This window comes from Cellulomonas sp. JH27-2, assembly GCF_014837175.1.
GTDB lineage: Bacteria > Actinomycetota > Actinomycetes > Actinomycetales > Cellulomonadaceae > Cellulomonas.
The window spans coordinates 875,630-902,427 of sequence record NZ_JACYFR010000001.1 but is presented as its reverse complement, the minus strand read 5'-3'; the positions used below and the strand labels follow the sequence as shown (position 1 = coordinate 902,427).

The 26,798-nt window shown below is 72.2% G+C and carries 21 protein-coding genes; 8 read left to right on the top strand and 13 right to left on the bottom strand.

The window, feature by feature from the left end:
- Window positions 1-5: 5 nt before the first annotated feature.
- Window positions 6-539 (bottom strand): GNAT family N-acetyltransferase, encoded by a 534-nt coding sequence (locus IC607_RS04320; RefSeq protein WP_191785730.1) that lies wholly within the window; start codon window positions 537-539, stop codon window positions 6-8.
- Between the two features lie 39 nt (window positions 540-578).
- Complete coding sequence (locus IC607_RS04315; RefSeq protein ID WP_191785729.1) at window positions 579-986, bottom strand: TIGR02611 family protein; 408 nt, start codon at window positions 984-986, stop codon at window positions 579-581.
- A 444-nt stretch (window positions 987-1,430) separates the two neighbouring features.
- On the opposite strand from IC607_RS04315, the gene IC607_RS04310 reads away from it, so the two are divergent.
- The 3 genes from IC607_RS04310 (at window position 1,431) to IC607_RS04300 (ending at window position 10,587) form a co-directional block, all read left to right on the top strand.
- Window positions 1,431-8,999: a DUF5979 domain-containing protein gene (locus IC607_RS04310; protein ID WP_191785728.1), complete on the top strand. Its 7,569-nt coding sequence runs from the start codon at window positions 1,431-1,433 to the stop codon at window positions 8,997-8,999.
- A 296-nt stretch (window positions 9,000-9,295) separates the two neighbouring features.
- Complete coding sequence (locus IC607_RS04305; RefSeq protein WP_191785727.1) at window positions 9,296-9,799, top strand: FBP domain-containing protein; 504 nt, start codon at window positions 9,296-9,298, stop codon at window positions 9,797-9,799.
- A gap of 110 nt (window positions 9,800-9,909) precedes the next feature.
- On the top strand, window positions 9,910-10,587 hold the full coding sequence (locus tag IC607_RS04300) for a pyridoxal 5'-phosphate synthase (RefSeq protein ID WP_191785726.1): 678 nt from the start codon (window positions 9,910-9,912) through the stop codon (window positions 10,585-10,587).
- Between the two features lie 18 nt (window positions 10,588-10,605).
- Here the strand turns inward: IC607_RS04300 and IC607_RS04295 are convergent, their stop codons facing one another.
- A complete protein-coding gene (locus tag IC607_RS04295; protein WP_191785725.1) occupies window positions 10,606-11,775 on the bottom strand; it encodes an AI-2E family transporter in 1,170 nt (389 codons plus the stop codon).
- 205 nt (window positions 11,776-11,980) lie between these two features.
- Here IC607_RS04295 and IC607_RS04290 point away from each other — a divergent pair, with 205 nt between their 5' ends.
- Window positions 11,981-12,277 carry a DUF1905 domain-containing protein gene (locus IC607_RS04290; RefSeq protein WP_191785724.1) on the top strand — a complete coding sequence of 99 codons (297 nt, stop codon included), beginning with the start codon at window positions 11,981-11,983 and terminating at the stop codon, window positions 12,275-12,277.
- A 131-nt stretch (window positions 12,278-12,408) separates the two neighbouring features.
- Here IC607_RS04290 and dinB read toward each other — a convergent pair whose 3' ends face one another.
- Entirely contained in the window at window positions 12,409-13,608 is a 1,200-nt protein-coding gene (gene dinB / locus IC607_RS04285; RefSeq protein ID WP_370525995.1) for a DNA polymerase IV, read from the bottom strand.
- Window positions 13,609-13,814: 206 nt separating this feature from the next.
- Here dinB and IC607_RS04280 point away from each other — a divergent pair, with 206 nt between their 5' ends.
- Together IC607_RS04280 and IC607_RS04275 are read left to right on the top strand one after the other, a co-directional pair.
- Window positions 13,815-14,375 carry an RNA polymerase sigma factor gene (locus IC607_RS04280; RefSeq protein ID WP_191785722.1) on the top strand — a complete coding sequence of 187 codons (561 nt, stop codon included), beginning with the start codon at window positions 13,815-13,817 and terminating at the stop codon, window positions 14,373-14,375.
- Window positions 14,372-15,460, top strand: a complete 1,089-nt coding sequence (locus tag IC607_RS04275; protein WP_191785721.1) for a hypothetical protein — start codon at window positions 14,372-14,374, stop codon at window positions 15,458-15,460. Before IC607_RS04280 ends, IC607_RS04275 begins: the two co-directional genes overlap by 4 nt.
- 20 nt (window positions 15,461-15,480) lie before the next feature.
- Here the strand turns inward: IC607_RS04275 and IC607_RS04270 are convergent, their stop codons facing one another.
- From IC607_RS04270 to IC607_RS04250, 6 genes are all read right to left on the bottom strand, one after another.
- Window positions 15,481-16,173: an ABC transporter ATP-binding protein gene (locus tag IC607_RS04270; RefSeq protein WP_191785720.1), complete on the bottom strand. Its 693-nt coding sequence runs from the start codon at window positions 16,171-16,173 to the stop codon at window positions 15,481-15,483.
- A gap of 10 nt (window positions 16,174-16,183) precedes the next feature.
- Window positions 16,184-17,302: an ABC transporter permease gene (locus IC607_RS04265; RefSeq protein WP_191785719.1), complete on the bottom strand. Its 1,119-nt coding sequence runs from the start codon at window positions 17,300-17,302 to the stop codon at window positions 16,184-16,186.
- Between the two features lie 187 nt (window positions 17,303-17,489).
- A complete protein-coding gene (locus IC607_RS17605; protein ID WP_255502240.1) occupies window positions 17,490-17,621 on the bottom strand; it encodes a hypothetical protein in 132 nt (43 codons plus the stop codon).
- Window positions 17,622-17,701: 80 nt separating this feature from the next.
- Window positions 17,702-18,418 carry a class F sortase gene (locus IC607_RS04260; RefSeq protein WP_191785718.1) on the bottom strand — a complete coding sequence of 239 codons (717 nt, stop codon included), beginning with the start codon at window positions 18,416-18,418 and terminating at the stop codon, window positions 17,702-17,704.
- A complete protein-coding gene (locus IC607_RS04255; protein WP_225224317.1) occupies window positions 18,418-19,248 on the bottom strand; it encodes an LPXTG cell wall anchor domain-containing protein in 831 nt (276 codons plus the stop codon). Before IC607_RS04255 ends, IC607_RS04260 begins: the two co-directional genes overlap by 1 nt.
- A gap of 134 nt (window positions 19,249-19,382) precedes the next feature.
- Window positions 19,383-20,948, bottom strand: a complete 1,566-nt coding sequence (locus tag IC607_RS04250; protein ID WP_191785717.1) for a hypothetical protein — start codon at window positions 20,946-20,948, stop codon at window positions 19,383-19,385.
- Window positions 20,949-21,006: 58 nt separating this feature from the next.
- Here IC607_RS04250 and IC607_RS04245 point away from each other — a divergent pair, with 58 nt between their 5' ends.
- A complete protein-coding gene (locus IC607_RS04245) occupies window positions 21,007-22,920 on the top strand; it encodes a M3 family metallopeptidase (RefSeq protein WP_191785716.1) in 1,914 nt (637 codons plus the stop codon).
- A gap of 114 nt (window positions 22,921-23,034) precedes the next feature.
- Here IC607_RS04245 and IC607_RS04240 read toward each other — a convergent pair whose 3' ends face one another.
- Both IC607_RS04240 and IC607_RS04235 read right to left on the bottom strand, forming a co-directional pair.
- Entirely contained in the window at window positions 23,035-23,868 is an 834-nt protein-coding gene (locus IC607_RS04240; protein ID WP_225224316.1) for a C40 family peptidase, read from the bottom strand.
- Between the two features lie 346 nt (window positions 23,869-24,214).
- Window positions 24,215-24,937 carry an alpha/beta fold hydrolase gene (locus IC607_RS04235; RefSeq protein WP_191785715.1) on the bottom strand — a complete coding sequence of 241 codons (723 nt, stop codon included), beginning with the start codon at window positions 24,935-24,937 and terminating at the stop codon, window positions 24,215-24,217.
- A 113-nt stretch (window positions 24,938-25,050) separates the two neighbouring features.
- Here IC607_RS04235 and IC607_RS04230 point away from each other — a divergent pair, with 113 nt between their 5' ends.
- Window positions 25,051-25,983 carry an aldo/keto reductase gene (locus tag IC607_RS04230; RefSeq protein WP_191785714.1) on the top strand — a complete coding sequence of 311 codons (933 nt, stop codon included), beginning with the start codon at window positions 25,051-25,053 and terminating at the stop codon, window positions 25,981-25,983.
- Between the two features lie 98 nt (window positions 25,984-26,081).
- On the opposite strand, the gene IC607_RS04225 is transcribed toward IC607_RS04230, so the two are convergent.
- A complete protein-coding gene (locus tag IC607_RS04225) occupies window positions 26,082-26,588 on the bottom strand; it encodes a TspO/MBR family protein (protein ID WP_191785713.1) in 507 nt (168 codons plus the stop codon).
- Window positions 26,589-26,798 lie beyond the last annotated feature (210 nt).

Sequence of the window (26,798 nt, the reverse complement as noted above, 5' to 3'; positions counted from 1 at the left end):
CGAGGTCAGGGCCGCAGCGACCGGACCATGTCGATCTCCGGGCCGATGCGGCCGACGAACGAGCCGCCCGTGGGCACGAACCCCGCGCGGCGGTACGCGGCCTGGGCGCGGGCGTTGTCGGCGTGGACGTCGAGCGCCAGCTCGGCGATGCCGAGCGTGCCGGTCCAGTCCGCCGCTGCGTCCAGCAGGGCGTCGATGACGCCGGACCCGCGGTGCCGCGGGTCGACGTAGACACCGACGACGGTCGCGCGGCGGTGCTCGGTGACGCGCCCGTGGAAGTCGGGCGTCCCCGCGGGGGTGACCAGGACCGTCGCGGTCCCCGCCCAGGCCTCGTCGACCTCCGCCACGAGCTGTGCCGCGGTCTCGCCGGCCGATGCGCCGGCGGCCCGCTCCTGCCAGAACTCGTCGGGGCGGTCCGCGGCGACGTCGTGCGTCTCGAGGAAGGCGATCGGTGCCGCCTCGTCGAGCAGCGCCGCCAGGCGGAACGCGCGGACCTGCGGCCACTCGTCGGACCGGACGCGGCGGATCTGGGGAGCCATGCCCGGACCGTACGCGACGGACGCCGCGGTGCCGAACGCTTACTCGGCGACCCCGGAATCGTCGCGCGCCGCGTCCTCGGTGACGTCACCCTTGCGCGCCGCGCGACGGGCGCGACGCTCCTTCCACCACGCCCACCCGCGCCGCACCTTGTCCCGCAGCCAGTCGTTGATGCGGCGCGCGAACGAGAACTCGGTGCCCAGGATCGCCAGCCCCAGGAAGATGGCCAGCCAGCCCGGACCCGGCAGCACGAGCATCGCGATGCCGGCGAGGACCACCGTGCAGCCGACGACGGCGACGGTGACGCGCAGCGCGAGCCTTCCGCCACGGACGTGGTCCAGGCGCTCGTGCAGGGCCGCGACGCGGCGGCCGATCGCACCGTGGTGCCGGTCGGCGGCGTCGATCTCGTCCCCGTCGGCGTTCGCCGCGGCGGGCTCGATGGTGCTCATGTCACCTCGCAGGCGTGGGTCGTCGGGTGGTCGCAGGACCTGACCGGGGCGCGGGCGCGCCCCGGGTGTCCAACGTACGGCGAGCGTGCGTGGTTCCGGAAGCGAGCACTCGTCCGAGCACCGCGGTCCTGCCTCCCGGACGAGGTCACGACCGGGACTCGTTTCCCCGCGAGGGTTGACGCAGAAGTGCAGGTCACCGACGATCGAGGAGAACTGCGCAGATGCGTCGAAGCCGGACTTGTCCGGCCGTGTGCACTGGGCGCGCTGATCCGACCTCGCTGTGCCAGGGTCGGGTTGGGGTCTGCGGCACGACGAGGTGCCGGCGCAGCACGGGGACGGGCGAGGGGAAGGTTGGCGATGGGGGAGCGGCGCGAATCGGCACGAGGGCCCGCGCACGCGCGCCCCAGGCGGAGCGGGTTCGCCCTGCTGCGAGGGACGAGCCGTGTGAAGCGGTGGGTCTCGGGGGCGGCCGCGGCTCTCCTGCTCGTCGTGCCGCTCGCGGTGGTCTCCGCCGAGCCTGCGTTCGCGGCCACCCTCGACATCAACAAGACCGAGGTGGATCCCCAGACCACCTACCAGCCCGGCGACGAGGTGCGGTGGGTCGTCACGATCTCGTGCTCGGGCGGCGAGCCGTGCACCAACGTCACCATCACCGACCCGATGCCCGACAACATCGACCTCGTCACGGCGGACATCCAGCGGGAGCCGACCGCCGGGTCGCTCGATGTCGACACCGACAGCGACACCGTCACCTACACGAACCCGAGCGTCCCGTCGGGCGAGCAGGTCCAGATCCTGATCACGGGCCAGGTCGATCCCGACATCCCGTACGCCGCCTCCGGCGTGCCCATCACCAACACGGCGACGTCGACCGCCGACAACGCGCCTACCGGTGAGGCCTCCGACGACATCACGCCTTCCGTGCCCCTGGAGCTCGACTCGACGACGAGCAAGAACATCGACCCGTCCGGGGCGATCGCCTCGCCGGGGACGCCGGCGACGGTGACGGTGGACTCGTCGAACACGTCGAACGACCCGGTCGACTCCCTCGTCATCCAGGATCCCGTCGACCCCACGGCCGAGCCGAACCCCTTCGAGACGCTGCCTTTCACCGGCTTCGGCGACGTCACCTGGCCCGACGGCGCGGACTCGGCGACGGTGACGTTCATCTGCGCCGACGAGTCGACGCCCAGCACGACGGTGGACGGCCCGGGGACGGCGTTCCCGGATCCGCCCGCTGGGTGCGACGTCCGTGGTTTCACGGTCGAGTTCACGGGCGACATCGCGATCGGCGCCGACGCGTCGATCCCGTTCGATGTCGAGCAGGCGGACTCGGTCACGGACCTCACGGATCCGACGACCATCACCAACGACGCCTCGTCGCAGGTCACGCACGGGGACGACGAGTCGACGCCGACCACGGACTCCGACACCTACGTGATCACGCCGCCCAACAACAGTGTGACGGCGTCCAAGTCGTTCGATCCCGACGAGGTCAGTGCCGGTGACCCGACCACGGTCACGATCGGGGCGACGAACGACGGGGATCCGACGACGTCGATGTCCATCACCGAGCCGGCCCCCGGCACGGACAGCCCCTTCGAGGGCGCGAGCCCGCTCACCTTCACCGGGTTCGGCCCGGACGGCGACGGGACGGGCGTGCAGTGGCCGTCGGACGCCGACACGGCGACGGTCGACTTCACGTGCGCCGACGGCTCGACGCCGACCGACTCCACCACAACGCCCAACACCCTGCCCAACCCCCCGCCGGACTGCGTGGTCACTGGCTTCACGGTCGAGTTCACGGGCGACATCGTCACGGGCGCCGAGGCCTCGATCCCGTTCACGGCGGACACCGACTCGGACCAGGATGCCGACGACCTGGTCCACCCCAACGAGATCTCGGCCGACATCCCGAACGCCACCGACACGGCCGACGCCGACCTGACGACGCTGACGGACCGTCTCGCGACCGACACCACCAAGAACATCTCGCCGTCCACGATCCCCGCCCTTCCCGGGCAGACGGTGGTCGTCCAGCTCCCGAGCGAGCTGCTGCCCTTCGGCCCCGACGGGTCGACGACCGACGCCAACGACGTCGTGATCCAGGACCCCAGCGACCCCGCCAACGGCGGCGACTTCTGGGACGACTTCACCGCGACGTCCATCCGGTCCACCGATGTCCCGGCCGGATCGACCCTCACGATCAGCTACTGGAACGGCACCGAGTGGGTCACCGACCCGACGTGCGGGACGTTCACCGGGCCGACGACGGTGAGCTGCGACCTTCCGCCGGACGCGCAGGGCGTGCAGTTCAACTACCACTCCGACGACGGCTTCCCGCCCGGCACGAGCTTCCAGCCCAACTTCATCGCGAGCTACGACGGTCCCGAGGACCAGGACGACCCCCTGACCAACTGCGGCACGTCGAGCGCGTCGTCGGGCACGGTCGACCCGACGCCGCCCGCGGAGGGCTGCGACACCGTGGACCCGTTCCCGGTCCCGACGGGCCCGGGTGATCTGGACTTCCTCGACAAGACGTTCCTCCCGCCGAGCGGCCAGAGCGGGGAGCCGTACACCCTGCAGGCACGCACACAGCAGCCCATCACCGCTCAGATCACGTGGTCCACCAACGGGTTCCAGAACGTCGATCCCATGATCATCAGCGACACGCAGGATCCCGTGGCCGCCGACGACCCCGGTATCGCGGACTCCTTCTACGACGCCTTCGACCTGACGCGCGTCGAGCCGATCACCTCCGCGGTGGACCCGCTCATGCAGTACGACGCGGTCACGAGCGTCGAGCTGTACATCGACGGCGCCTGGGTGGAGGCAACCGGTGACCCGTGCCCGGCCGCGTGCGTCGGGACCTTCCCGGGCTACACGCTGACGGCCGCGGAGCAGGCCGACGCCACCTCCGTCCGGCTCACCTACACGGAGTCGCCCAACCGTGCCGCCAACCCCTCCGACCCGACGGTTCCCGCCGCCGGAGACGGCGTGGCCCGCTCGACCCAGGCCGACGGCCGGCACCTGGACCTGACGTTCCAGCTGCGCGACGACCGCCGCAGCGACGGTTCAGCAGTCCTCGGGTCGACGAACGGCACGATCTACAACAACGACGGCGACCCCGGCCTCGTGACCGACACGGCGCGCGGCACGGCGACCTTCACGCGGCCCGACGGCACCAGCGTCGAGCGGACGGACACCGACGCCGACGACGTCCTGATCATCGACGAGCCGATCAACGTCGAGATCACCAAGGAGTGGACCGGCGGCCCGCTGTCGGTCCCGCCCGAGGGCACACCTCTCAGCGCGTACCCGTCGACGCACGCGATCCTCACGGCGACGAACAACTCGGTGGCGCGGGTCGACAAGCTCCGCATCGTCGACCCGTCCGCCGAGGGCGACATCGAACCCGTCACGGACCCGGGCACGTCGCCGTTCCAGGCGTTCGACCTGACGCACATCGACCTGACCCCGCCGTCAGGTGCCACGGCGACGCAGGTCGTGCTCACCCTCGCGGACGGCACCGACCAGGTGTACGACGAGGCCGGTGCCGAGGCTCGCACGGCGGCGCAGCTGGCCGACGTCGTCGCCGTGGACATCTCGTTCACGGGTCGCATCGACTCCCAGGCTCAGGGCGTCGCCGACCTGACCCTCAGACTGCGCGAGCGCGACCGCGACACGGGCAACCGGATCGAGGTGGACACGTACCCCGACGCGACGGTGAACAACAGCGCGGGTGCCCAGGTCACCGACCCGGGCGGCACGTCCGCCGACGTGCCCGAGGACTGGGACGACGCCGACATGGTGCTGCGGGACGCCTCGATCTCGATGGCGGAGACGAAGTCCTTCGACCCGGCGACGATCGTCGAGCCGGGGTCCGACGCGGAGACGAACCCGTCGTCGACGCTCACGATCACCGGCCAGCCGACGGGGCCGTCGCGTGCGGTCGAGATGACGCTGCAGGACATCGACGGCAGCTTCTGGAACCAGTACGACCTGACCGGGTTCGACGCCTCGAGCCTGACCGCGCCGATCGACCAGGTCCAGGTGGACGCCTACACGGGTGGCACGTACGACGCCGCGAGCGACACCTTCACGGGCGGCACGTGGCACGACGGTGACGTCGCGACCACGTTCGCGCTGCCGAGCGATGTGGACGCTGCGGACGTGACGGGCCTGCGGTTCACGTTCACGCGCGCCGACGGGGCGATCTGGGAGAACCCGGCGAACCCGACCCAGGCGGTCCACCTCGAGGTCCAGGTGCGCGACACGCTGCGCTCCGACCCGAGCACGCCCGTCCCCAGCGACCTGTCGACCAACGACCCGGCGCCGGGCGAGGACGCCCCGGGCCTCGCGACGAACGACGTCACGTCGACCGTCACCGGTGCCGACCTGGTCTCGGACGGGCAGGGCGGACTGGTGCCCGTGACGAGCGACGACGACGCGTCCGCGACGATCACCTACCAGCACACGACCAACGGCGTCACGATCGAGAAGGACTTCGCCGGCGAGCAGACGGGCGGCACCAAGGGCCCGAACGCCACGTTCGCCATGAACATCGCGGTGACCAACACGGGCAACCGCCCGATCTACGACCCGGTGGTCACCGACCCCATGCCGCGTGACGCGGACGGTCCGGAGCTGCGGATCGCCGACGGGGTCGACGAGCCGTACTCCTACACCCTCACGGGTGCCGCTCCCGATCCCGCCAACGGCCCGGCGATGCCGACCGACCCGGACGACGTGACCGTGGACCGCAACGGGAACCTCGCGAACCTGGAGTTCACGTTCCCGCCGGGGACCGTGCTGGAGGTCGGGCAGACCTACACGATCACCGTCCAGGTGACGTTCCGCATCGGCCTCGACGCCGGAACCACCGTCGAGAACACGGCCGGCGTCACGGGCGACCGTCCGTGGGACAACTGCTCACCGAGGCTCGACGACGACACCGGCCAGTGCCAGGCGGACGCGGACGTGACGCCGGTCCCGGCGGCGGTGCTGCGCGAGTCGAAGTACGTCAAGGCCACGGACGGTGACCTCCCCGCGATCGACGTCTTCGACGGCACGGGCGGCGACGCCTCCTGCACCCCCGACGACGCCGACGCCGACGGCTTCTACGCGAGCCCCTGTGTCCCCGTCATCGAGCCGGGCCACGACGCGACGTGGCGCGTCGACGTCGAGAACGTCGGGAACCTTCCGGTGAGCAAGCTCGTCATCTACGACCGGCTGCCCGCGACGGGCGACACGTACTCGTACGACACGGACGACCGCGGATCGCAGTTCCGGCCGATCGCCGACGCGGACCACCCGCCGGAGCTCGTCGGCGCCCCGACCGGCGCGACGGCGACGTTCTACTACTCGACCGTGCAGGACTACTGCATGGACGACCTGCGGAGCCCGACCGCCGAACCCACGTGCCCGACGGACGACCCGACGACCGGCTGGGTGGAACTGACAGACGACACCCCGGCGCCCGTGTACGACGAGATCACCGCGCTCAAGGTCGTCGTCAACTTCACCGACGCCAACCCGCTCCTCCCGGCGCAGAGCGTCAAGGTCGAAGGGACCACCGCGAACCCGGCCGTGGTTCCCGCGTCGGGTGACCGGTCGATCGCGTGGAACTCGGCGGCGGCCAACGGTGTCGCCGAGACCGCCGGTGGGTCGGTTGACCTGCTTCCCACCGAGGGCCCGAAGGTCGGTGTCGCCACGGCGAGCGGCCCGCTCCAGGTCACCAAGGAGGTGATCGGCGACGGCGCGAAGTACGCGCCCGACGAGTTCCACCTCAACGTGGCGTGCACCTCCGGCGTCGGGACGTTCCTCGAGACGGACCTCCCGCCCATCCCCATCACCGTCACCCCGGGCACACCCGTGACCGTGCCGAACATCCCCTACGGCTCCGACTGCACGATCACGGAGAGCACACCGCTCAACGGGCAGACGCAGCTCATCGCACCGACGGTGACGATCGACAGCGAGGACCCCGACAACCCGACGACCATCACCGCGGTCAACCGCTACGACCTGGCGAGCCTGGTGCTGTCCAAGCAGGTCATTAGCGACGCCACGGACCAGGACGGCAACCCGATCGAGTTCGGGCCGTTCGAGGTGCAGGTGCGCTGCACCTTCCTGGGCAACCCGGTCTACGCGGACGGGTACGGGCCGGATGACCCGATGGACATCGAGATCAACGACGGCGACGTCGTCACGCTGACGGGTCTGCCCGTCGGCGCGGACTGCGAGGTCACGGAGACGGCGACCGGCAACGCGACGGACATCGACGTGACGGTCAAGGAAGGTGGTCGCGACCCCGTGACCACCGACGGTCCGAAGGCGCCGGTGCACCTGGTGGGCGACCTCGACGGGGGCCCACGCAACACGGCGGACATCACCAACACCTTCGAGACCGGCTCGCTGAGCGTGGAGAAGCTCGTGACCGGTGACGGCGCCGAGGCGTACGGCACGGGCCCGTTCGGCCTGCACGTGACCTGCACGTTCGACGACGACGGGCCGACGGGTCCCAACCCGCCGAAGACCGTGTACGACCGTGACCTGGTGCTCGGTGCGGCCGGCCCGCTGAGCGCGCAGATCGCGCGCCTGCCCGTCGGGGCGATCTGCCGGGTCACCGAGCCCGACGACGGCGGTGCGACCGCGACGACCATCCGGCCCGCCGTCGTGCGGATCACCGCGGGCGACACCCCGGTGTCCGTGCGGGTCACCAACCGGTTCGACGTCGGCAGCATCGTGGTCGACAAGGAGGTCACCGGCGCGGGCGCCGACGACTTCGGCGCCGGCCCGTTCGAGGTCAGCCTGGCCTGCACCTACGAGGGCGACCCGATCGGCATCCCCGGCGGCGCGACGCGCGAGCTGGTCCCGGGCACGCCGGTGTCGTACGACGGACTCCCGGTCGGCGCGCAGTGCCAGATCACCGAGACCGAGGACGGTGAGGCGACCGCGACGAACATCGCGGTGCGGACGGGCGGCAACAAGCCGGTCGTCACCGACGGGTCGTCGGCCGACGTCGTCGTGCCGCCGAACTCCCGCGGCGAGCCGACCAGCGCGACGGTCGTCGTGACGAACACGTTCGACGAGGGCGTCGTCACGGTCGACAAGGTCGTGGACGGCGACGGCGCGGACCTGTACGGCTCGGGACCGTTCGAGGTGACGATCGCCTGCACCTTCGACGGCGCCGACGTCGACATCCCGGGAGGCGCGACGCGTGAGCTCACGCCGGGCACGCCCGTGGTCTACGAAGGCCTGCCGACGGGCGCCGAGTGCACGGTCGCCGAGCCGACGACGGGCGGTGCGACCAGCACCACCATCTCGTCGGTCGACGGCGGCGACCCGGGCGCGGTGGTCGTGCCGGACTCCGGCTCGACCGACGTCACGGTGACCAACACGTTCGACGTCGGTGAGGTGCGGGTCGTCAAGACGCTGAGCGGCGCCGACGCGATCATGCACGAGGGCGACGTGTTCACGGTGTCCCTGGCCTGCACGCAGGACGTGGACGGCACGACGACCGACGTGGACATCCCCGGCGGCGCGACGCGCGAGCTGAAGGCGCCGAACTGGGTCGCCGTGTACACGGACCTCCCGCAGGGGGCCGACTGCGTGGTCGCCGAGACCGATGCCGGCTCGGCCGACTCCGTCGAGATCGTCGTCGACGGGAACAGCACGACGACCGACCCGGACACCGACACCCCGGAGGCGTCGTTCTCGCTCCCCGTGGGACCGGACGTCTGCGAGCCGGTCGACGTCATCAACAGCTGGTCGGCGAGCGGCGACGCGAACGGTGGCGGCGGTTCGTCGTCGGGCCAGGCGATCAGCCTGACCGCCGGGGAAGCCGCACCGCTCGACTGCAACGGCAACGGTGGCGGTCCGGCGCCAGGGCCCGCGCCCGGACCTCCGCTCGCGCACACCGGCACCGACGCCCTGACCGCGGTGGTGTGGCTGGTGCTGGTCCTGACCCTCGGTGCCGCGCTCGTCCAGATCCGTCGTCGGCAGAGCTGACCCGGCGACCGAGCAACCCGCACGATGACCGGCGTACCCTGGGTACGCCGGTCATCGGCACGAGTCGTCGGAGCAGGAAACGAGGAGCGGACGGATGCGTAGCGTCGTCGCGGGATGCGGGGTGGCCGTCGCGGCCTGCTCAGGCCGACCGCGGGCCCACGCCTCTGACCGCTGACCCGGACCGGCGTGGGTCGTCGCCCACCTGCCGCCCCACCGTCCACGCCATGCGCGTGGTGACGGTTGCGTCGTCGCCCGACGACGTAGCGGCGGCCTCCGACGAACCCGAAGGCTGACCCATGAACCCCCTGACCGAGAAGCAGATCCGTTCCTGCTTCGTGAACGCCTCCAAGCGCGAGGCGAACGACGCGACCCTGCCCCACCTCGACGAGGTCCGCTGGGACCGCATCGACTACCTGGGCTGGCGAGACCGCAAGGCCCCGCTGTCCTCGTACGTCGTCGTGGAGCTCGACGACGGCCCCGTCGGCGTGCTGCTGCGCGCGAACGACGCTGCCCGCGGTCGCCGCAAGGCGGTGTGCGCGTGGTGCGAGGACGTGGTCGAGACCGACGACGTGTCGCTCTACGTCGCCCGACGAGGCGGCGCGGCCGGTCGGCGCGGCGACACCATCGGCACGCTCATCTGCACCGAGTTCCGGTGCTCGAGGAACGTGCGCCGCACGCCGACGCGCGCCGAGGTCGGCGACAGCGCCGAGGGCGCGAAGGAGCAGATCATCGAACGGCGCATCGCCGGGCTGCGAGAGCGCTCGTCGCGGTTCGTCGAGGAGATCCGCCGCACCCGGTGACGGCAACCGGCCGGGCGTCGTCGCGTCGCCCGGCCGGACCCTTGCCCTGCTGGGCCCGTCGCTGGTGGTCGGAGGGCTCGCGCGGACGGCGGAGCGCCTACGCTGCCGCCATGACCGTGCGGCACACCGACTACCCCGGCGAGGGGCTGGCCGAGGCGGAGCTCGCCCCCACCCCGCTCGCGCAGGTGCAGCGCTGGGTGGCGGACGCCGAGGCGCGTCAGGCCGGGCGCGGCGACGTCCCCGAGCCGACGGCGCTGTCCGTCGCGACCGTCGACGCGGCCGGTGTGCCGAACGTGCGCACGGTCCTCATGCGGTTCCTCGACGGGCGCGGGCCCGGTTTCGTCACGGACCTGGGCTCCGCCAAGAGCACGGAGATCGCGGCGACGGGCGGGATCGCGGCGGCGCTGACCTGGCCGTCCATGTACCGGGCCGTGCGGTTCCGCGGGCGAGCCGTGGCGATCGAGCGCGGCGAGATCGAGGCGTACTTCGTCGCGCGCCCGTGGGGGTCGCGGATCAGCGCGTGGGCGAGCGAGCAGTCGCGGCCCGTGGTCGACCGCGTGGCCCTCGTCGCCGCCTACGACCACTTCGCCGCCCGGTACCCCGACGCGGGATCGCCCGACGACGTGCCCGTGCCCGACGGGTGGGGCGGCTGGCGCATCGACTGCGACGAGGTGGAGCTGTGGGCCGGTCGGCGCGACCGGCTGCACGACCGCCTGGTCTACGTGCGCGCCGGCGACGGCGGGCTCGACGACCCGGGTGCCTGGACGGTGCTGCGGCGCCAGCCGTAGCGAGCCGGCGTTCGCGCGTCAGGCGGGAGTCGCGCCGTCGTCGGCCGCCACAGCCTTGTCCGACGCCACAGCCGTGTCCGCAGCCACGGCGTGGTCGGCTGGAGCGGCTCCGTCGGTCACCTCGTCGGCCGTGACGCCCGGACCCGGCACATCGGTGACCGTGTCCCCGGACAGCCAGGAGTACCACGCGGTCTCAGGGCCGCCCTGCAGCAGCGCGGCCCGCGCCAGCAGCGTCATGGGGATCGCCAGGATCGCGCCGAGCGGACCGATGACGAACGTCCAGAACACCACCGAGATGAAGCTCAGGGTGACGGTGATGTTCACGGCGTCGGCGACGAACTTGGGCTGCACCAGCACCTGCAGCACCACGTTGACGAGGCAGTAGATGGCGATGACGCCGAGCATCAGCGGCCAGCCGCCCACCACGAGCGCCAGCACCGCCGGCGGCAGCAGCCCCAGCACGAACCCGATGTTCGGGATGAAGTTGGTGACGAACGCCAGGATCGCCCACACGATGGGCGCCGGGATGCCGAGCCACCACAGCGCGAGCCCGTCGATCACGGCGACGATCGCCCCGAAGATCGCGCTCACGACGAAGTAGAGGCGCACGCCACCGAACAGGTCGTGCGCCCGGTCCAGCACGCTGCCCTGCGTCGCGCCGAACGCCGCGCGCGCCCCGTCGTACCGCGCCGCGTCCACGGCCATGAACAGCACGTACGTCACGACGACGAACAGGCCCGACGCCACCGAGAGCGTCAGCCCGCCGACGTGGGTGACGACGTTCTGGATGTTCGTCGGGTTCACGACGGAGGCGGCGACGTCGGAGGTGGTCGTGTCGAACCCGAGTCCGTCGAGCGAGTCGCCGAGATCGGTGGCGGCCTGTCGCAGCTCACCCGCGTAGTGCGTGACGAGTCCGGTGAACTTGATGCCCGCGTACAGCAGCATCGCCATCATCGCGGCCAGGATCAGGTACGCGGCGACGATGACGACGGTCGTCGCGGCGGCCTTGGGCCAGCCCCGCCGCTCGAGCGGGTGCCGCAGCGGGTGCACGATCACGACGAGCACCGCGCCGAGCAGCGCCGGCGCCAGGATGCCGCGGGCGGCGTGGACCCCGGCGAGCACGATGATGAAGCCCGACAGGGTCAGCAGCGTGCGGGCCGTGGGCGTCAGCGTCGTGGACGAGGGCATCGGGCGAGCTCCTAGCGCGGAAGTTCGTTCGCTGAACCCTAGCGCCGACGTCCGGCCGCGTTGGCGGCGGCCGCGCGGTCAGCGCTCTGCAATTGTTCGCGTAGGGGCGACACACGCAGAGCATTGACGCCGAGGGCCCGGCGCTGCGCTCCGTCACCGCGCCGCGAGGGGGCGCAGTCCGTCGGCGCCAGGCACAGTGGTGGCTATGGAGCTGACGTTCACCGGTGAGATCTGGCACTGGCGAGGGCCGGCGCCGTTCCACTACGTGACGGTGCCGCCCGACGAGTGCGCGCGCCTGCGCGCCGCCGCGGCGACCGTCTCCTACGGCTGGGGAATGATCCCGGTGCTCGCGCGGATCGGCGCGACCGAGTGGGAGACGTCGCTGTTCCCCAAGGACGGCGGCTACGTCGTCCCGATCAAGACGATGGTCCGCGCGGCCGAGGACCTGGAGCTGGGCGACGACGTGACGCTCCGTCTCCTCGTCGACGACCGCCCCCGCTGACACCCGCCCGCCGAGACCAGCCCGCGGCGCCCGCCTCCGGCCGGTCGTCGGGATCCCCTCGAGGTAGTCGGCTGCAACCGACGACCTCGCAGGAGACCGACTACTCACCCAGCGGCGGCCGTTGCCGCCCCCTACTCCTCGAGCAGCGGGACCGCCAGGCCCTCGCCGGAGCGCAGCAGGCTCGCGCGCCGCACGGTGCCGGAGCCGAAACGCGCGGACAGCGCGTCGACGGCGGCGTCGAGGCCGGTGGTGTCGGGGCCGTCCAGGTCGAGCTGAGCCTGCACCATGTCGTCGGACTCGAGGTTGGTGAGGGCGACTCCCACCAGCGTGATGCCGCGCTCGCGGATCAGCGGCGCGGCCGCGTCGAGCAGCCCGCGTGCGGCAGCGGCGACATCGGCACCCGTGGCCGTCGCGTGCCGGAACGAGTGGGAGCGCGTGGCCCGGCCGAAGTCGTCGAACCGCAGGCGCAGCACCACGGTCCGTGCGGTGCGGTGGGCCGCGCGCATCCGTCGGCAGACGCGGTCGACGAGCCCCAGCAGCGCCGCCTCGACGAACTCGGGCCGGTGCGGCCCGCGCCCGATCGCCCGCTGCGCCCCGATCGAGCCGCGACGGCGGTCGGTCACCACACGTTCGGGCGTACGTCCGTGCACGACGGCGAACAGGTGGCGCCCGGCCGCCGGCCCCAGGATCCCGACGAGCACCGAGTCCGGCAGCGCGGCCACGTCGCCTGCGGTCCGCAACCCGTAGGCCTGCAGCCTGGTCGCCGTCACCTCGCCGACGCCCCACAGCTTCTGCAGCGGCAGGGGGTGCAGGAACGCGTCCTCGCCGTCGGGCGGGACCAGCAGCAGCCCGTCGGGCTTGGCTGCCCCGGACGCGACCTTGGCCAGGAACGGCGTGCGAGCGACGCCGACGCTGATGGGCAGGCCCACCTGGTCGCGGACCTGCGCCCGCAGCCGGGCGGCGATGTCGACGGGCGGCACGTCGATCCGGTGCAGGCCGGCGACGTCCAGGAACGCCTCGTCGATCGACACGCCCTGCACCTGGGGCGTCGTCGCCCGGAAGATCTCGAAGACCCGCTTGCTCGCCTCGACGTACGCGTCGAACCGCGGCGGCACGACGACGACGTCCGGGCACAGCATCCGAGCCTGCCGCCCGCTCATCGCCGTCTTCACGCCGCGCCGCTTCGCCTCGTACGACGCCGCGAGCACCACGCCACCACCGACAACCACCGGCCGGTTGCGCAGCCGCGCGTCGTCCCGCTGCTCGACCGACGCGTAGAACGCATCCAGGTCGGCGTGCAGGATCGCCGCTCGCGGCTCGTCGGAACTCACGAACACATGTTCGACCCGACCACCGACACGACGCCAGCCCGAAGGAGCATCACTCGCTGAGCGGGCGCACGTCTCCCCACGGGATGTCCCCCCGGGGATAAGGTGCCGCTCGCGGGCCCGGTGGCCCCGCGCGAGCGAGCGGGGGAGCGGTGGACGAACCTGCGGCGACGACGTCACAGGACTCCGCCGCCGGACATTACCCAGGTATGAGCCATCAACCGTCCGAGGACGACCGCACGGGCCACCCGCGCTTCGCGGCCCTGTGGGAGCAGTACGCGGCCCGCGTCCAGGCGTACGCCACCCGGCACGTCGACGCCGACACCGCGCAGGACGTCGTCGCCGAGACCTTCCTGGTCGCCTGGCGCCGCCTGGCCGACGTCCCCGGCGACCCGTTGCCGTGGCTCCTCGTCGTCGCGCGGAACACGATCGCCAACCAGCGTCGCTCGCTCTACCGGCGCGGCGTGCTGAACGCGGAGCTCAACCGGGTGGCACACCTCGTGCGGGATGGGGACGGCCCGGACGTCGACGTGTCCGAGCGCGACTCCTTGTTCCGGGCGCTGGCCAGGCTGACGCCACGCGAGCGCGAGGCTCTCCTGCTGACGGGTTGGGACGGGCTGGCGCCGGACGACGCCGCCGTCGTGGCCGGCTGCTCGCCCTCGACCTTCCGCAAGCGCCTGTCCCGCGCCCGTCAGCGGCTGACGGCGAGCGATCCACCCCCGGACCGCGCGCCCGCCCTCCGCCCCGTCGTCGCCCAGGAGCTCTCATGACCGCCCCACGCAGCTCGCTCGCCGTTCTCGACGCCCTCGCTCCCACGCGCCCCGTCGACTCCGACCGCCTCGCCCGCGCCCACGCGGAGGTCGAGTGGGCCATCCTCGAGGGAGGAGAGAGCAGACTGGCACGCAAGGCCCGGACGACGCGCAGGTCTCGCCGGGTCATCGGCGCCACGGCCGCCGCGTTCGGGCTTGTCGCTGTCTTCACCGTCGCACCCCTCGTCGCCCCGGATCACCACGGATCGGTCGGGCACGGCCCGGTCGGCCTCGCGGGGGCGGAGGCGGACGGGATGGGGTGCGAGCTCTTCCGGATGCCCGGCGCGGTGGATCCCATGAACCACATCGCGAGCAGCCAGTGGTCGCACATGCCAGGGCTCCGAGCCGTGCTGTTCGGCATCGACGGCCGGCGCGCGGACGTCGAGACGGTCGCGACGAGCGACGCCGCTTGCTACACGAACCCCCCGGTCGCGGTGCTCTACGCGCCCGACGGCAGCCGCGGGATCACGGTGTTCCGCGACGTCGACGGTCCCGCCGGGACGGGGGGACCGGGCGACATCTTCCACCAGGCCGCCACGGTGAGGACGTCCGTGCAGGGCAACGAGGCGCTCGTCGTGACCCCGCCCTACGGTCTGCACTACGTGACGTGGGTCGACGACGCCGGTGTGCGCTGGTACGTCGAGGCCAACGGGATGAGCGTCAAGGCCCTGGTGAGAACGCTCGACGATGTCATCGCCCCGAACGGTGTCGGTGTCGTCCCGGACGGATACCGCAGCGCCCCCCTGCCGAAGGTCTCCACCCACGGCCTGATGTACCGCTGGGAGCAGAGTTATGGCTCGACGTTCCTGGAGGTCACCAGCCCGGCGCAGATGCCTGTCGAGGCAGTCACGCGTGCCCAGAACGATGTCGTCCTCACGGACTTCGAGGGCCAGGACGCCGTCTACCTGCAGGAGGGCCAGGGCGGTTCGGAGCTCAGGTGGCACGCCGACGGGGTCGCGTTCCGCCTCATCGTGCCCGGTGCCGACATCGACCAGATCAAGACCGTGGCGTCGACGATCGTCCCGCTGACGCCCCCGACGAACTGAGTGCTGGGCCGCCCGGTGGGTCAGGCTGCCGCGGGGCGTTCGGTCAGGCGGCCGTCGAGCAGGTAGGCCGTCGCGTCGACGGCTCCCAGCGTGGACTCGTCGTGCGAGACCAGGAGCGTCGCGGCGTCGAAGCGCCGTCCGAGCCCGGTGACGAGCTCGATGATCTCGACGCCCCGCTCATGGTCCAGGGCGGACGTCGGCTCGTCGACCAGCAGCACGTGCGGGTCGCCGACGAAGGCACGCGCGATGGCGACGCGTTGCCGCTGCCCACCGGACAGAGTGTCGGGCCGCTTGTGCGCCCACGGCCCCAGCCCCACGGCGTCGAGCATCTCCAGGGCGCGCTCGCGCACGGACGAGGGCCGTTGCCCCCGCAGGTGGGCCAGCAGCTCCAGCTGCTCGAGCGCGGTCAGGGACGGGATCAGCTGCGGCTGCTGGAAGACGAACCCGATCCGTTCCAGCCGCACGGTCGTGGCGACGTCGCGCGTGGTCGTGGTCGTGAAGACCGGCGGCCCGTCGCCGAAGGCCACCGAGCCCGACGTCGGCGGGGTCAACCCGCCCGCCACCGCGAGCATGCTCGACTTGCCAGAGCCCGACGGACCCAACAGGGCGGTCGTCGTCCCGGACGGGACCACCAGGCTCACGTCGTCGACGGCGGTCAGGGTCGAGTCGCCGTCCGGATAGACGAGGGTCACGTGGTCGAGGCGCAGGTCCATGGGGCTCCCGTCAGCGGGCCGCGAGCGCGGCGTGCGGGTCGACGCGGGTGATCTGGGCGATGGCCAGGGCGGCGCCCGCGACGCCGAGGACGACGAGGACGACGGCCGGCAGCAGCGTGGTGGACAGGCCGATGGCGACGGGCACGACGCTCTGCAGCAGCACGGTCGTCAGCCACGCCAGCAGGGTGCCGATGCCGACGCCGATCACCAGGATGACGAGCGCCTGCCCGATCGCGTCGCGCAGCAGGTACCGCGTCGAGGCCCCGAGCGCCTTGAGCACGGCCACGTCGCCGCTGCGGCTCACGGTCCACACCGTGAAGAAGGCGCCGACGACGAGCGCCGCGATCCCCACCAGGAAGACGACCATGAGCAGCAGCGACCCGTGCTCGGACGAGTACGAGCTGATGGCGGACAGGGACTCGTGCAGGTTCTGGGTGACGGTGCCGATGTCGTCGTCGGCTGCGGCGAGAGCGTCGTCGGAGCTCGTGACGAGAGCGACGACGGTCGCGACGGTCGTCGGGTCCGCGCCGGGCGCGAGGTGCGCGCCGAGCTCCTGCCAGTCGTCGAGGCTCGTCCACAGCACGGGGGTATGGGCGTAGGCGGCCGTGACGTCGAGGACCGCGTCGACCGTGACGTCGAGCGTCCCGATCGAGAGCTTGTCGCCGGCCTTCGCGCCCAGGGCGTCGGCGGCGCCCGACGACAGGAGCACCTTCCCGTCAGCGACGTCGGCCTTCCCGGCTCCGTGGGGCAGCAGACCCGCGCCGGGCTCGATCCCGAACGCGGTCACCGCGGCCGTCGTCGTCGTCGACGTGGCCCGCACCTGCGCGATGCCCAGCGGCTGTGCGGACGTCACGCCGTCGACCTTCGCCCACGCCTGCCACTGGGACTGCTCCACCTGCGACCCCGTGAACGTCGGGCCGCCACCCGGTCCGGACGGTGGCGCATCCGCCTGGACCGTGAAGGCCAGGTGGTCCGTGGGCAGGGCCGTGATGCCGGACGTCGAGTCCTCACCCAGGCCCCGCGTCAAGGACGCGAGGAACACGACGAGGTAGGTGATGAGCACGATCACCGACGCCATGAGCAGGAACCGTCCGCGGGCGAACCGCAGGTCACGCAGCGCGACGAACATGTGGCTCCCGGGGTCGGTGGGCGTCGAGCCTCACCTTGGCACGAAATGCCTGGCCACGACACACCCGCCTACGCCAGTCGCACGCGTGGGTGGACGACACGCCGCGTGCTCGACTGCTGTCGCGCGGCGTGTCCTTCACCCACCGATCCATCGATCGGGAACCCGCTCGGTGGGAGCGGGGAAGGGGTCAGGCGCCCTCGGCCGGGTCGCTCGCGTGCTCGCGGACCGTCTCGGTCGCGGCGTCCTTGGTCTCGCCCTCCGCCGCAGCCTCGGCGTGGACGCGAGGGTCCTCGGGAACTGGTGTGCTCTGCTCGGACATCGTCGTCTCCCTCGTCGTGATCGGCTCCTTCGATCATGCGCCCGAGCAGGCCCGACGGCATGTCGGGAGCTCGCGGCGGATCACGCCTCGTGGAGGTAGACCACCGTGTTGTCGACGTAGTGGCCGGTGCGCTTGTCGAACTTGCCGCCGCACGTGATGAGGCGCAGCTCGGGGCTCTCGGTGTTGCCGTAGACCTTCTTCACGGGGAAGTCGTCCTTGGGGTAGGCCTCGACGCCGTCGACGACGAACGTGACGGTGGACCCGTCGGCACGCGTGACGTGCACCTTGGCGCCCTTGTCGATCTTGCCGAGGTCGTAGAACACGGAGGGGCCGTGGACCCCGTCGACGTGACCCTCGATGACCGCCGGGCCGACCGCGCCGGGGCGCGGCGAACCCGTGAACCAGGCCGCCTTGTCGTAGTCGGCGCCCGGTTTCGGGACGTCGATCGTGCCGTCCTTCGCCAGGCCCAGCTCCAGCAGGCTGGAGCTGATCTTGAGCGACGGGATGGTCACCTTGACGGGCTTGGGCTGCGCCTTCGCCTCGGCCGTCGGTGTCGCCGTCGGTGCGGGCGCTTCGGTCGTCGGCGTGGGTGTGCCCGACGAAGGTGCCGGGCTGGTCGGGAGCGCCTGGGCGGATGCGGGAGCGGGGGGCGAAGGCTCCTGCGCCATGACCCCGACGGCCACGGCGGCACCGCCGCCCAGCAGCAGCGCCACACCGACGCCGGTGGCGACGGCACGACGCCGCCCGGCCCGGGGCGCGCGGTGGCTCCCCGGGGTCCGGGCGTCGTCGGCGGCCATCAGGCGATCGTGTCGTTCGTCGAGCCCGTGCTGTTCGTCGCGCTCGAGACGGCCGCGTCGACGGAGCGACGACGACGCATCACGAGGGCGCCACCGGCGGCGAGCGCCAGGCCACCGGCGACGAGCAGCCCGGTGTCCTCGGTTCCCGAGGTGGACCCGCTACCGGTCTGCGCACCGCCCGACGGCATGTCGGACATCTGCGAGACCTGCAGGACGCCGCACAGCGCGGGGTCGGTGGCCTCGGTGGGCAGCGACGGGTCCAGGTCGGACTTGGTGTCGCCGTCGTACTTGCCGGAGCCGTTGTAGTCGACGCCGTGCACGACGATCACCGCGTCGCCGGACAGGATGTGCTTGGCGACCTCGTCGCTGACCTTGATCGACCCGCGCTTGTAGGTGATGTTGCCGTTCTTGGCGGTGTCGAACCGGTCGACGGCGAGCGCCGACTTCGGCGACGTGTCACCCGAGGTCGTCAGCGAGAGGTCGATCATCCCGTAGACGGGCATGCCCTCGCTGGTGTTGATGTGGCCGTCACCGTTCTTGTCGTCGGACGCCGACGGGCACTCGTGCCGGGTGTCGGCGCCGAAGTGGATGTGCGCGGCGTGCGGGCTGCCGGCCAGCAGGCCGTCGGCCGTGAACGTGACGGTCAGGACGTCGTCCTTGATCGAGGCCCAGGCGGTGCCGGAGCCGTCGACGCCGTTGAGGGCGACCGGCTTGAGCAGGGCCTGCGTGGAACCGTCGTTGCTGGCGGCGGACGCCGTGCCCGCCATCGCGATCATGGCGGCGAGGGACAGGGCAGGGGCGGCCAGTGCGGCGCGCTTGCGGACGTTCATGGAGCTCTCCTCGGTCGGTCCCAGGAGGGGCCGGGGTGTCGTTCCGATGCCGCGTTCGTGCGGCCTGTGGACGGGGTTCGACGCCGACGGGCGAGCGGATGGGTCGATGTGTCGGACTGCTGCCGGCGGCCTGCTCAGCGACGGCGCGGGGCGGGCAGGCAGGCGTCGGTCGAGGGGCCTGGTGCGGGAGCCTCCCCGGTGCGCAGGACGTGCACGTCCCCGACGACGACGACACGTGTGCCGGCGGTCAGCGCCGCGCAGGTCGCCGGATCGAACCCGTCCCCCACGGGACGCAGCAGCAGCGCGGCGGACCCGGAGGTCAGGTACTCGATCCCGTACTCCTGCCACACCGGGTTGTCGAGCCGTGGCACCCGCGTGCCGTCGGGGAGCCGCGGACCGCGGTCGTACGTGAAGCCGGTCGGGTCCACCGGGACGCGGCAGCCTCGCTCCAGATCGGGCGTGAGCGTGTCGGCGAGCGCCAGGCCGCCGGGGGAGTCGGCCGTGGTGCAGCCGGTGGGCGGCAGCTGGGCGCGGACGGCGGCCGCGGGGAACGGGAGCACGTCAGGCGTGAGGTCGGGGGCCGTGGTGACGACGACGAGTGCACAGGCCGCCGCCGCGACGGCGCTGGTCCACCGCAGGCCACGTCGTACGGGCAGGGTCGACGAGCCCGCGGCGAGCACGAGCACCAGGGCGGGGGCGGCGTACATGCCGTAGTGGTCCAGGTAGGACGGTGACTCGAGCAGCACGGCGAGCTGCACGACCGCGAGCACCACCCACACGCGCCCTCGTCGGGCCCGCCATGCGGCGAGCGCCGCGGCGAGCGTGACCCCCAGCAGCGCTGCCAGCAGGATCCGGTCGCCCCCGGTCATCACCGTCCCCGGGATGGTCTCCACCCCGAGGATCGCTGCGAGGCGGTCGGTGGCGGTCAGCGACCAGCGCGCGCGGTCCAGCTGGTCCAGCACCACGTACCGGAACATGGGTCCGGGCGCGGCCAGCGCGAAGGGCAGGACGACGAGCGCAGCCGTCCCGCCGGCGACGAGCGCGAGCCGCAGCCCGCGCCGCCAGCCGTGCCGCCATCCCTGCCACGCCAGCACGACGAGCACGGGCACGACGTCCCAGATCTTCACGACGAGCCCGAGCCCCAGCACCACGGCGCCCAGCGGCGCCACCCGCCGCGCGACCCACGGCGCGGCCCCCGCCTCGGCCGACCGCACCAGCAGGAGCACCCCACCCAGCAGCGACAGCGCCCCCAGCGGCTCCAGCAGCGTGGTGCCCTCGGAGATCGCCGCGACAGCGCAGAACGCGTAGAGCACGCCGCCGACGACGCCGGCGCGCGCGCCCCAGCGCCGCGCGAGCCGAGTCACCAGGACGGTGTTCAGGGCTCCGACCAGCATGAACGCGATGCGGGCGGACTCGTAGCCGACCGCGTCGCCGGCCCACGACCCCAGCAGCGCGAACGGTGACAGCGCCAGGACGATCCCGGGCGGGTGCAGCAGGAGGACGTCGCGGTAGGGGACCACGCCGTGCAGCAGCGACGCGGCCGCGGCGTAGTAGACGCCGTCGTCGTACACGCGCTCCGACCGGAGCCCGGCGAGGCCGCCCGAGGCGAGCCAGCGCACGACGAAGGCCAACGCCCCCAGCAGGACAGCGGTCCGCCACCCGCACGGCGGGCGCCGGGTGGCGACGGCACGGTCGCTCACACCCCCATCATGGCCGATTCACGTGTCCGGGGGTGGGCTGCGCGGATATCGTCGGGCCATGCCGCAGCCCCTGGGTCCCACGGACTTCCCCGCCGACGACTGGTCCGCCTTCCTCGCGACGAGCGTGGACGCCCTGCTCGACGAGGGCCGCACGCTCGTGGAGCGCCTCAAGGACGGCACCGAGCGCACGACTGACGAGGTGCTCGCGCTGTGGAACGACGCCGACATCGCGCTCGGCACGGCGTCGGCACGCGCGCACCTGTTCGCCGAGGTCCACCCGGACACCGCGATCCGCGAGGCCGCCGAGGCGAGCGCGGAGGCGGCCGAGAACGTGTTCACCGAGCGTGGGCTGGACCACGAGCTGTGGCAGGTGGTCGCGGCGACGTCGCCCGCCGGCCTCGACGCCGACTCGGTCCGCGCGCGCGAGCACGTGCTGCGCGACTTCCGTCGGGCCGGCGTGGACCGGACGCCCGACGAGCGGGAGAAGCTGCGCTCGCTGGCACAGCGCTGCACCGAGCTGGGCCTGGAGTTCTCCCGCAACATCCGCGAGGGCGTCCGGACCATCCACGTGCGGCCGGAGGCGTTGGCGGGTCTGCCCGACGACTTCGTCGCGGCGCACCAGCCGGGCGACGACGGACTCGTCGCGCTGACCACCGAGTACCCGGACATGGTCCCGTTCCGCACGTACGCCACCGACCCCGCGGCGCGCCTGGCGCTGACACGCGAGTACCTGCTGCTCGCCTACCCCGCCAACGAGCCGATCCTGGCCGAGCTGCTGCGGCTGCGCGCCGAGCGGGCCGCGCTGCTGGGGTACCCGGACTGGCCGACGTACGAGGTCGAGACGCGGATGATCGGCTCGGGTGCGGCCGTCGCGGAGTTCATCGACCGGCTCGACGCCCTCACGGCGGACGCGGCGACGGCCGACGTCGCGACCATGCTGGCCCGCTTCCGCGAGGACGACCCCGAGGCCACGCAGGTCACCTCGGCGGACAACCTCTACTACGACCAGGTGATCCGCCGCGAGGACTACGACGTCGACGCCCAGCAGGTGCGGCAGTACTTCCGCTACCCGGCGGTCCGTGACGGCGTGCTCTCGACCGTCTCGCGCCTGTTCGACCTCGCGTTCGTGCCGGTCGAGGCGACGACGTGGCACGACGACGTCTCCGTCTACGACGTGCTGGACGGCGGCGAGCGCATCGGGCGCGTCTACCTCGACATGCACCCGCGGACGGGCAAGTACAACCACGCCGCGCAGTTCACGCTGACGACGGGCGTCGCGGGCCGACAGCTCCCCGAGGGGGTGCTCGTCTGCAACTTCCCGACCGGCCTCATGGAGCACGACGACGTCGTCACGTTCTTCCACGAGTTCGGCCACCTGGTGCACGAGATCCTGGGCGGTGGCCAGTCCTGGGCCATGTTCAGCGGGGTCGCCACCGAGTGGGACTTCGTCGAGGCGCCCAGCCAGCTCCTCGAGGTGTGGGCGTGGGACGCCGACGTGCTGGCCACGTTCGCGACGAACGACGCCGGGGAGCCGATCCCCGCGAACCTCGTCGCGCGCATGCGCCGGGCGGACACCTTCGCGCGCGGCGCCTGGACCCGGCGTCAGCTCAGCTTCACGGCCCTGTCCTACGGGCTGCACGCGCACGCGCCCGACGACCTCGCGGCGTTCGCCGAGCAGGTCGACGAGCGGTTCGGCCCCTACGCGCCCATCCCCGGCACGCACCAGTACGCCGGGTTCGGGCACCTGGACGGCTACGGGTCCGCGTACTACACGTACCTCTGGAGCCTGGTGATCGCGCGGGACCTGCTCTCGGCGTTCGGCGACGACCTCATGGACCCGGTCGTCGGGCGGCGCTACCGCGACGCGATCCTGGCGCCCGGCGGTTCCGCCGACGCCGTGGACCTGGTGCAGCGGTTCCTCGGCCGGCCGACGTCGTTCGCCCCGTTCGAGGAATGGCTGACGGAGGGCTGAGGCCCGCGCGTCGGCCGAGACAGACCCGTAGACGCGAGAACGACCTCTGCAGGTGTCTGTCTCGCCCGCAGAGGTCGTTCTCGAGTGCCGCAGGGCCGGAGCCCGCGTGGCGCGTCAGACCGCGACGGCGGCCGCGTTGACGCGGATGAACTTCGGGTTGTGCTGCCAGATGGAGCGGACCTGGATGGTCTTGCCCGGACGCGGGGCGTCGATCATCTTGTTGCCGCCCACGTAGATGGCGACGTGGCCCGGTGACCAGATGATGTCGCCCGGCTTCGCGTGCTTGCGCGAGACCGTCTTGCCGACGTGGCGCTGGGCCGACGAGGTGCGCGGGAGCTTCTTGATGCCGGCCTTCTTGAAGACGTAGCTGGTGAAGCCCGAGCAGTCGAACGCCTTGGGACCCGTGGCGCCGTGGCGGTAGGGCTTGCCGACGTACTTCTTGGCCGTCGTGACGATCTTGGAGGTGCCCTTCTTGACCTTCACGACCTGGCTGTCCTTCGAGCGCTTCACGCCCGAGTGCGTGTAGACGGCGGTGATGTGGTGCCTGCCGTCGGTCATGGTCTTCGGCAGGGAGACGCGTTTCGTCGTGCCGTTGTGCAGCGTCAGGTGCTTCCAGGTCTTGGAGCCGATCTTGACGGTGACCTTGCCGGCCGCCTTCGCGGAGCCGATGCGGACGACGACGCGGATCTTGGCCGCGGTCTTGAACCGGGTCTGCGTGTGCTTCGAGATCTTGAGCGTGGTCCGCGCCGTCTTGACGGTCGGCTTGGCGGCAGCCGTCGTGATGTGGGTCGACGTGGCGGCGGAAGCGGGGGTGCCCGCGGCGATCGGCGCGGCGACGACGAGCGCGAGGCCGCCGGCGAGGGCCGCGATCCGGCGGCGCATGCGCGACGGCCGGGGGCTGGATGACTCGGGGGTGGGCAGGACGTGACCGGGGTTGGTGGTCGTCATGAGGTACCTCTGACGCCTGCGAGCTGAGCTGTCGGACGCAGTGCCACGGGGTGATCGGTGGGATCTGTGGCGGGTGCGGGGCGGGGGCCCCGACCGTGCTGCGCCCCGAGCGCGAATCAACGCGCGTGAAGATGTGGGTCGCCCGTCGCTGCCATGAGGTCTGGGGATCCGGTTCGGTGGCAGCGCTCGGCGTCCGACCCGGATGGTCGCCGGTCGATGCCCAGCAGAACCGCGGACGACGCTAACTGACCGGTGTGAAGGTCACGGTTCGATAACACCCGTCTGTGTGAAGGTGCTGTGAAAGACGGCGCGCCGAATCGGACATATGACCAATTCGTGACGCGGCTCACCCGCCCGAGGGGGTAGGGGAGGCGGCATCGGCGAGGGCTGCCGCGAGGTCGCCGGGCCGCGAGAACATGGGCCAGTGGCCGGTCGGGAGGTCGACGTAGGTGACGTCGTAGCGGCCGAGCTCGGTGTGGAACGGCGGGCCTCCGTCGGCCATGGTGCGCAGGACCTCTGACGAGATGCTGTGGCACAGCGCGGTCACGGGGACGTCGAACCGCCGCGGATCGCCGACGCGGACGGGTTCGGTCGCGATGGCGGCCGGCTCCGGGACCGCGCGCCGCCGGAACTCGGCCAGTGCTGCCTCGTCGATCCCCTCGATGCTCGATCCCTGCGCGGCCAGCTCTTCCCAGTCGGGCAGGGCGATCTCGGTGGCGTCGGCTGAGAGCGTCGGGTCGATCACCGCCCCGTCCTCGAGCGGACCCGAGTCGACGTAGACGGCGCGTGCCACCCGGTCGGGCCGGCGGTCGACGGCCTCGCCGACGAGCGAGCCGCCCCCGCTGTGCCCGACGAGCACGACGGGTCCCTCGGCGGTGTCGATCGCGTCGGTGATGGCGGCGAGCTGGTCAGCGCGGGTCACGTGCCACCGGTCGTCGTGCGGATGGAGCCCCGGGAGCGTCAGGGCGGTGGCGGCGAGGCCGCGGGCGGCCAGAGCGTCGACGACGGCGTCCCACGCCCAGGCGCCGAGCCAGAAGCCGGGAACCAGGATCAGGTGCGGTGTGGTCATGCGCCCACCCTCCACCCGGCCACCGACACGCTCTCCGCGGGTCGTGGTGACGATCGAGCCGTCCGAGACGCCCGACGATGGCACGGAGATGGTCGCGCGCCTAGGGTCGAGCCGTGAAGACCTTCGCCCTGCCCGGTACGGACATCGTCGCGCCCAACGTGGTGCTCGGCCTGATGCGGATCGCGGACAAGTCCGACGACGAGATCCGCGAGCTGGTGCACGCCGCGCGCGACGCCGGCATCGACTTCGTCGACCACGCCGACATCTACGGCGGGGAGCTGCACAGGTGCGAGCGCCGGTTCGCGGAGGCGATGGCACTGTCGTCGTCGGAGCGCGACGCGGTCACCATCCAGACCAAGTGCGGGATCGTCCCCGCGCAGGGCACGTTCGACTTCTCCTACGAGCACATCATCGAGTCGGTGAACGGATCCCTGGAGGCGCTGGCCACCGACTACATCGACATCCTGCTGCTGCACCGCCCCGACGCCCTCGTGGAGCCGGAGGAGGTCGCGCGGGCGTTCGACGAGCTCGAGCAGGCCGGCAAGGTCCGCTCGTTCGGCGTCTCCAACCAGACGCCCGGGCAGATCGAGCTCCTGCGCAAGTTCGTCCGCCAGCCGATCGTCGCCAACCAGCTGCAGCTGTCCATCACGCACGCGTCGATCGTCGCGCAGGGCGTCGCCGCCAACATGGCCGGCGAGGACCAGTCGATCCAGCGCGACGGCGGCATCGTCGACTACTGCCGGCTGCACGACATCACCATCCAGGCGTGGTCGCCGTTCCAGGCCAAGTTCTTCGACGGCGTCTTCCTGGACAACCCCGACTACCCGGAGCTCAACGCCGTGATCGACCGCCTGGCGGCGCAGTACGACGTGCCGCCGATCGCGATCGCGACGGCGTGGATCACGCGTCACCCCGCCAATATGCAGGTGGTGCTGGGCACGACGACGCCGGAGCGGGTGACCGGCGCCGCACAGGGCTCCGACCTCCCGCTGACCCGCCCGGAGTGGTACGAGTTGTTCCGCGCGGCCGGCCACCTGCTGCCCTAGCAGACGGTCTTCGCCGATCCTGCGATTCCTGGCGCTGTCGGGACCGATAGCCACAAGGATCGCTGGTTCGGCCGGGCAGGCGGTCGGTGGTCCGCGGCTCAGCCGTCGCCGTTGCGGCGCCAGATCTCGGCGGACAACGCCGTCGCGAACGTGCACCACGCGGCATAGGGGGCGAGGGCTGCGCCGTGCGCGGGATCGACGGCCGCCGCTCGTCGGGCCAGGTCAGCCGAGCTGACGGCCAGCGCGAGCGCGCCGGCGGTCGCCAGCGACGGGCGCCGCGCGCGGAAGAACAGCGCGCACCAGCCGGCGTTGAGGGCCAGGTTCACGCCGAGCGCGGCCCAGTAGCTGCGCGCCTCTTCGAACCGCCCCTGGTCATCGAGAGAGGTCGTCGTCGCCGCGGACGTGGCCGCGATGTCGGCGTACAGCGCGGTCCACACGATCGGGAACGCGACGCCTGGCGGCTGCCACGCGGGCAGGTCGCGGCGCCGGTACCAGCGGCTGTCGACGTCCGTGGCGAGCGACCCGGCCACGGCGGCGGCCGCGGTGGCGGCGGACGCGACGGCCAGACGACGAGGGGTACTGCGGAAGCGCTGGAGCAGGTTCATCGCTGCGACGCTACCGACCACCACGCGATCCGCCACCGGTGTGGATCACGCGGTGAACGACTCGCCGTGCCCTGCGGCCGACGAGCGCCGCGTGCAGTCCAACGTCCGCTTCGCCGACCGGAGCACGAGGGAAGCGAGGCGGAGTGCCACCTGCTGCCGTAGGCCTCGTGCCTGTGAGTTTCCCGCTCCGTTTGCGGCACGGCCGCGACG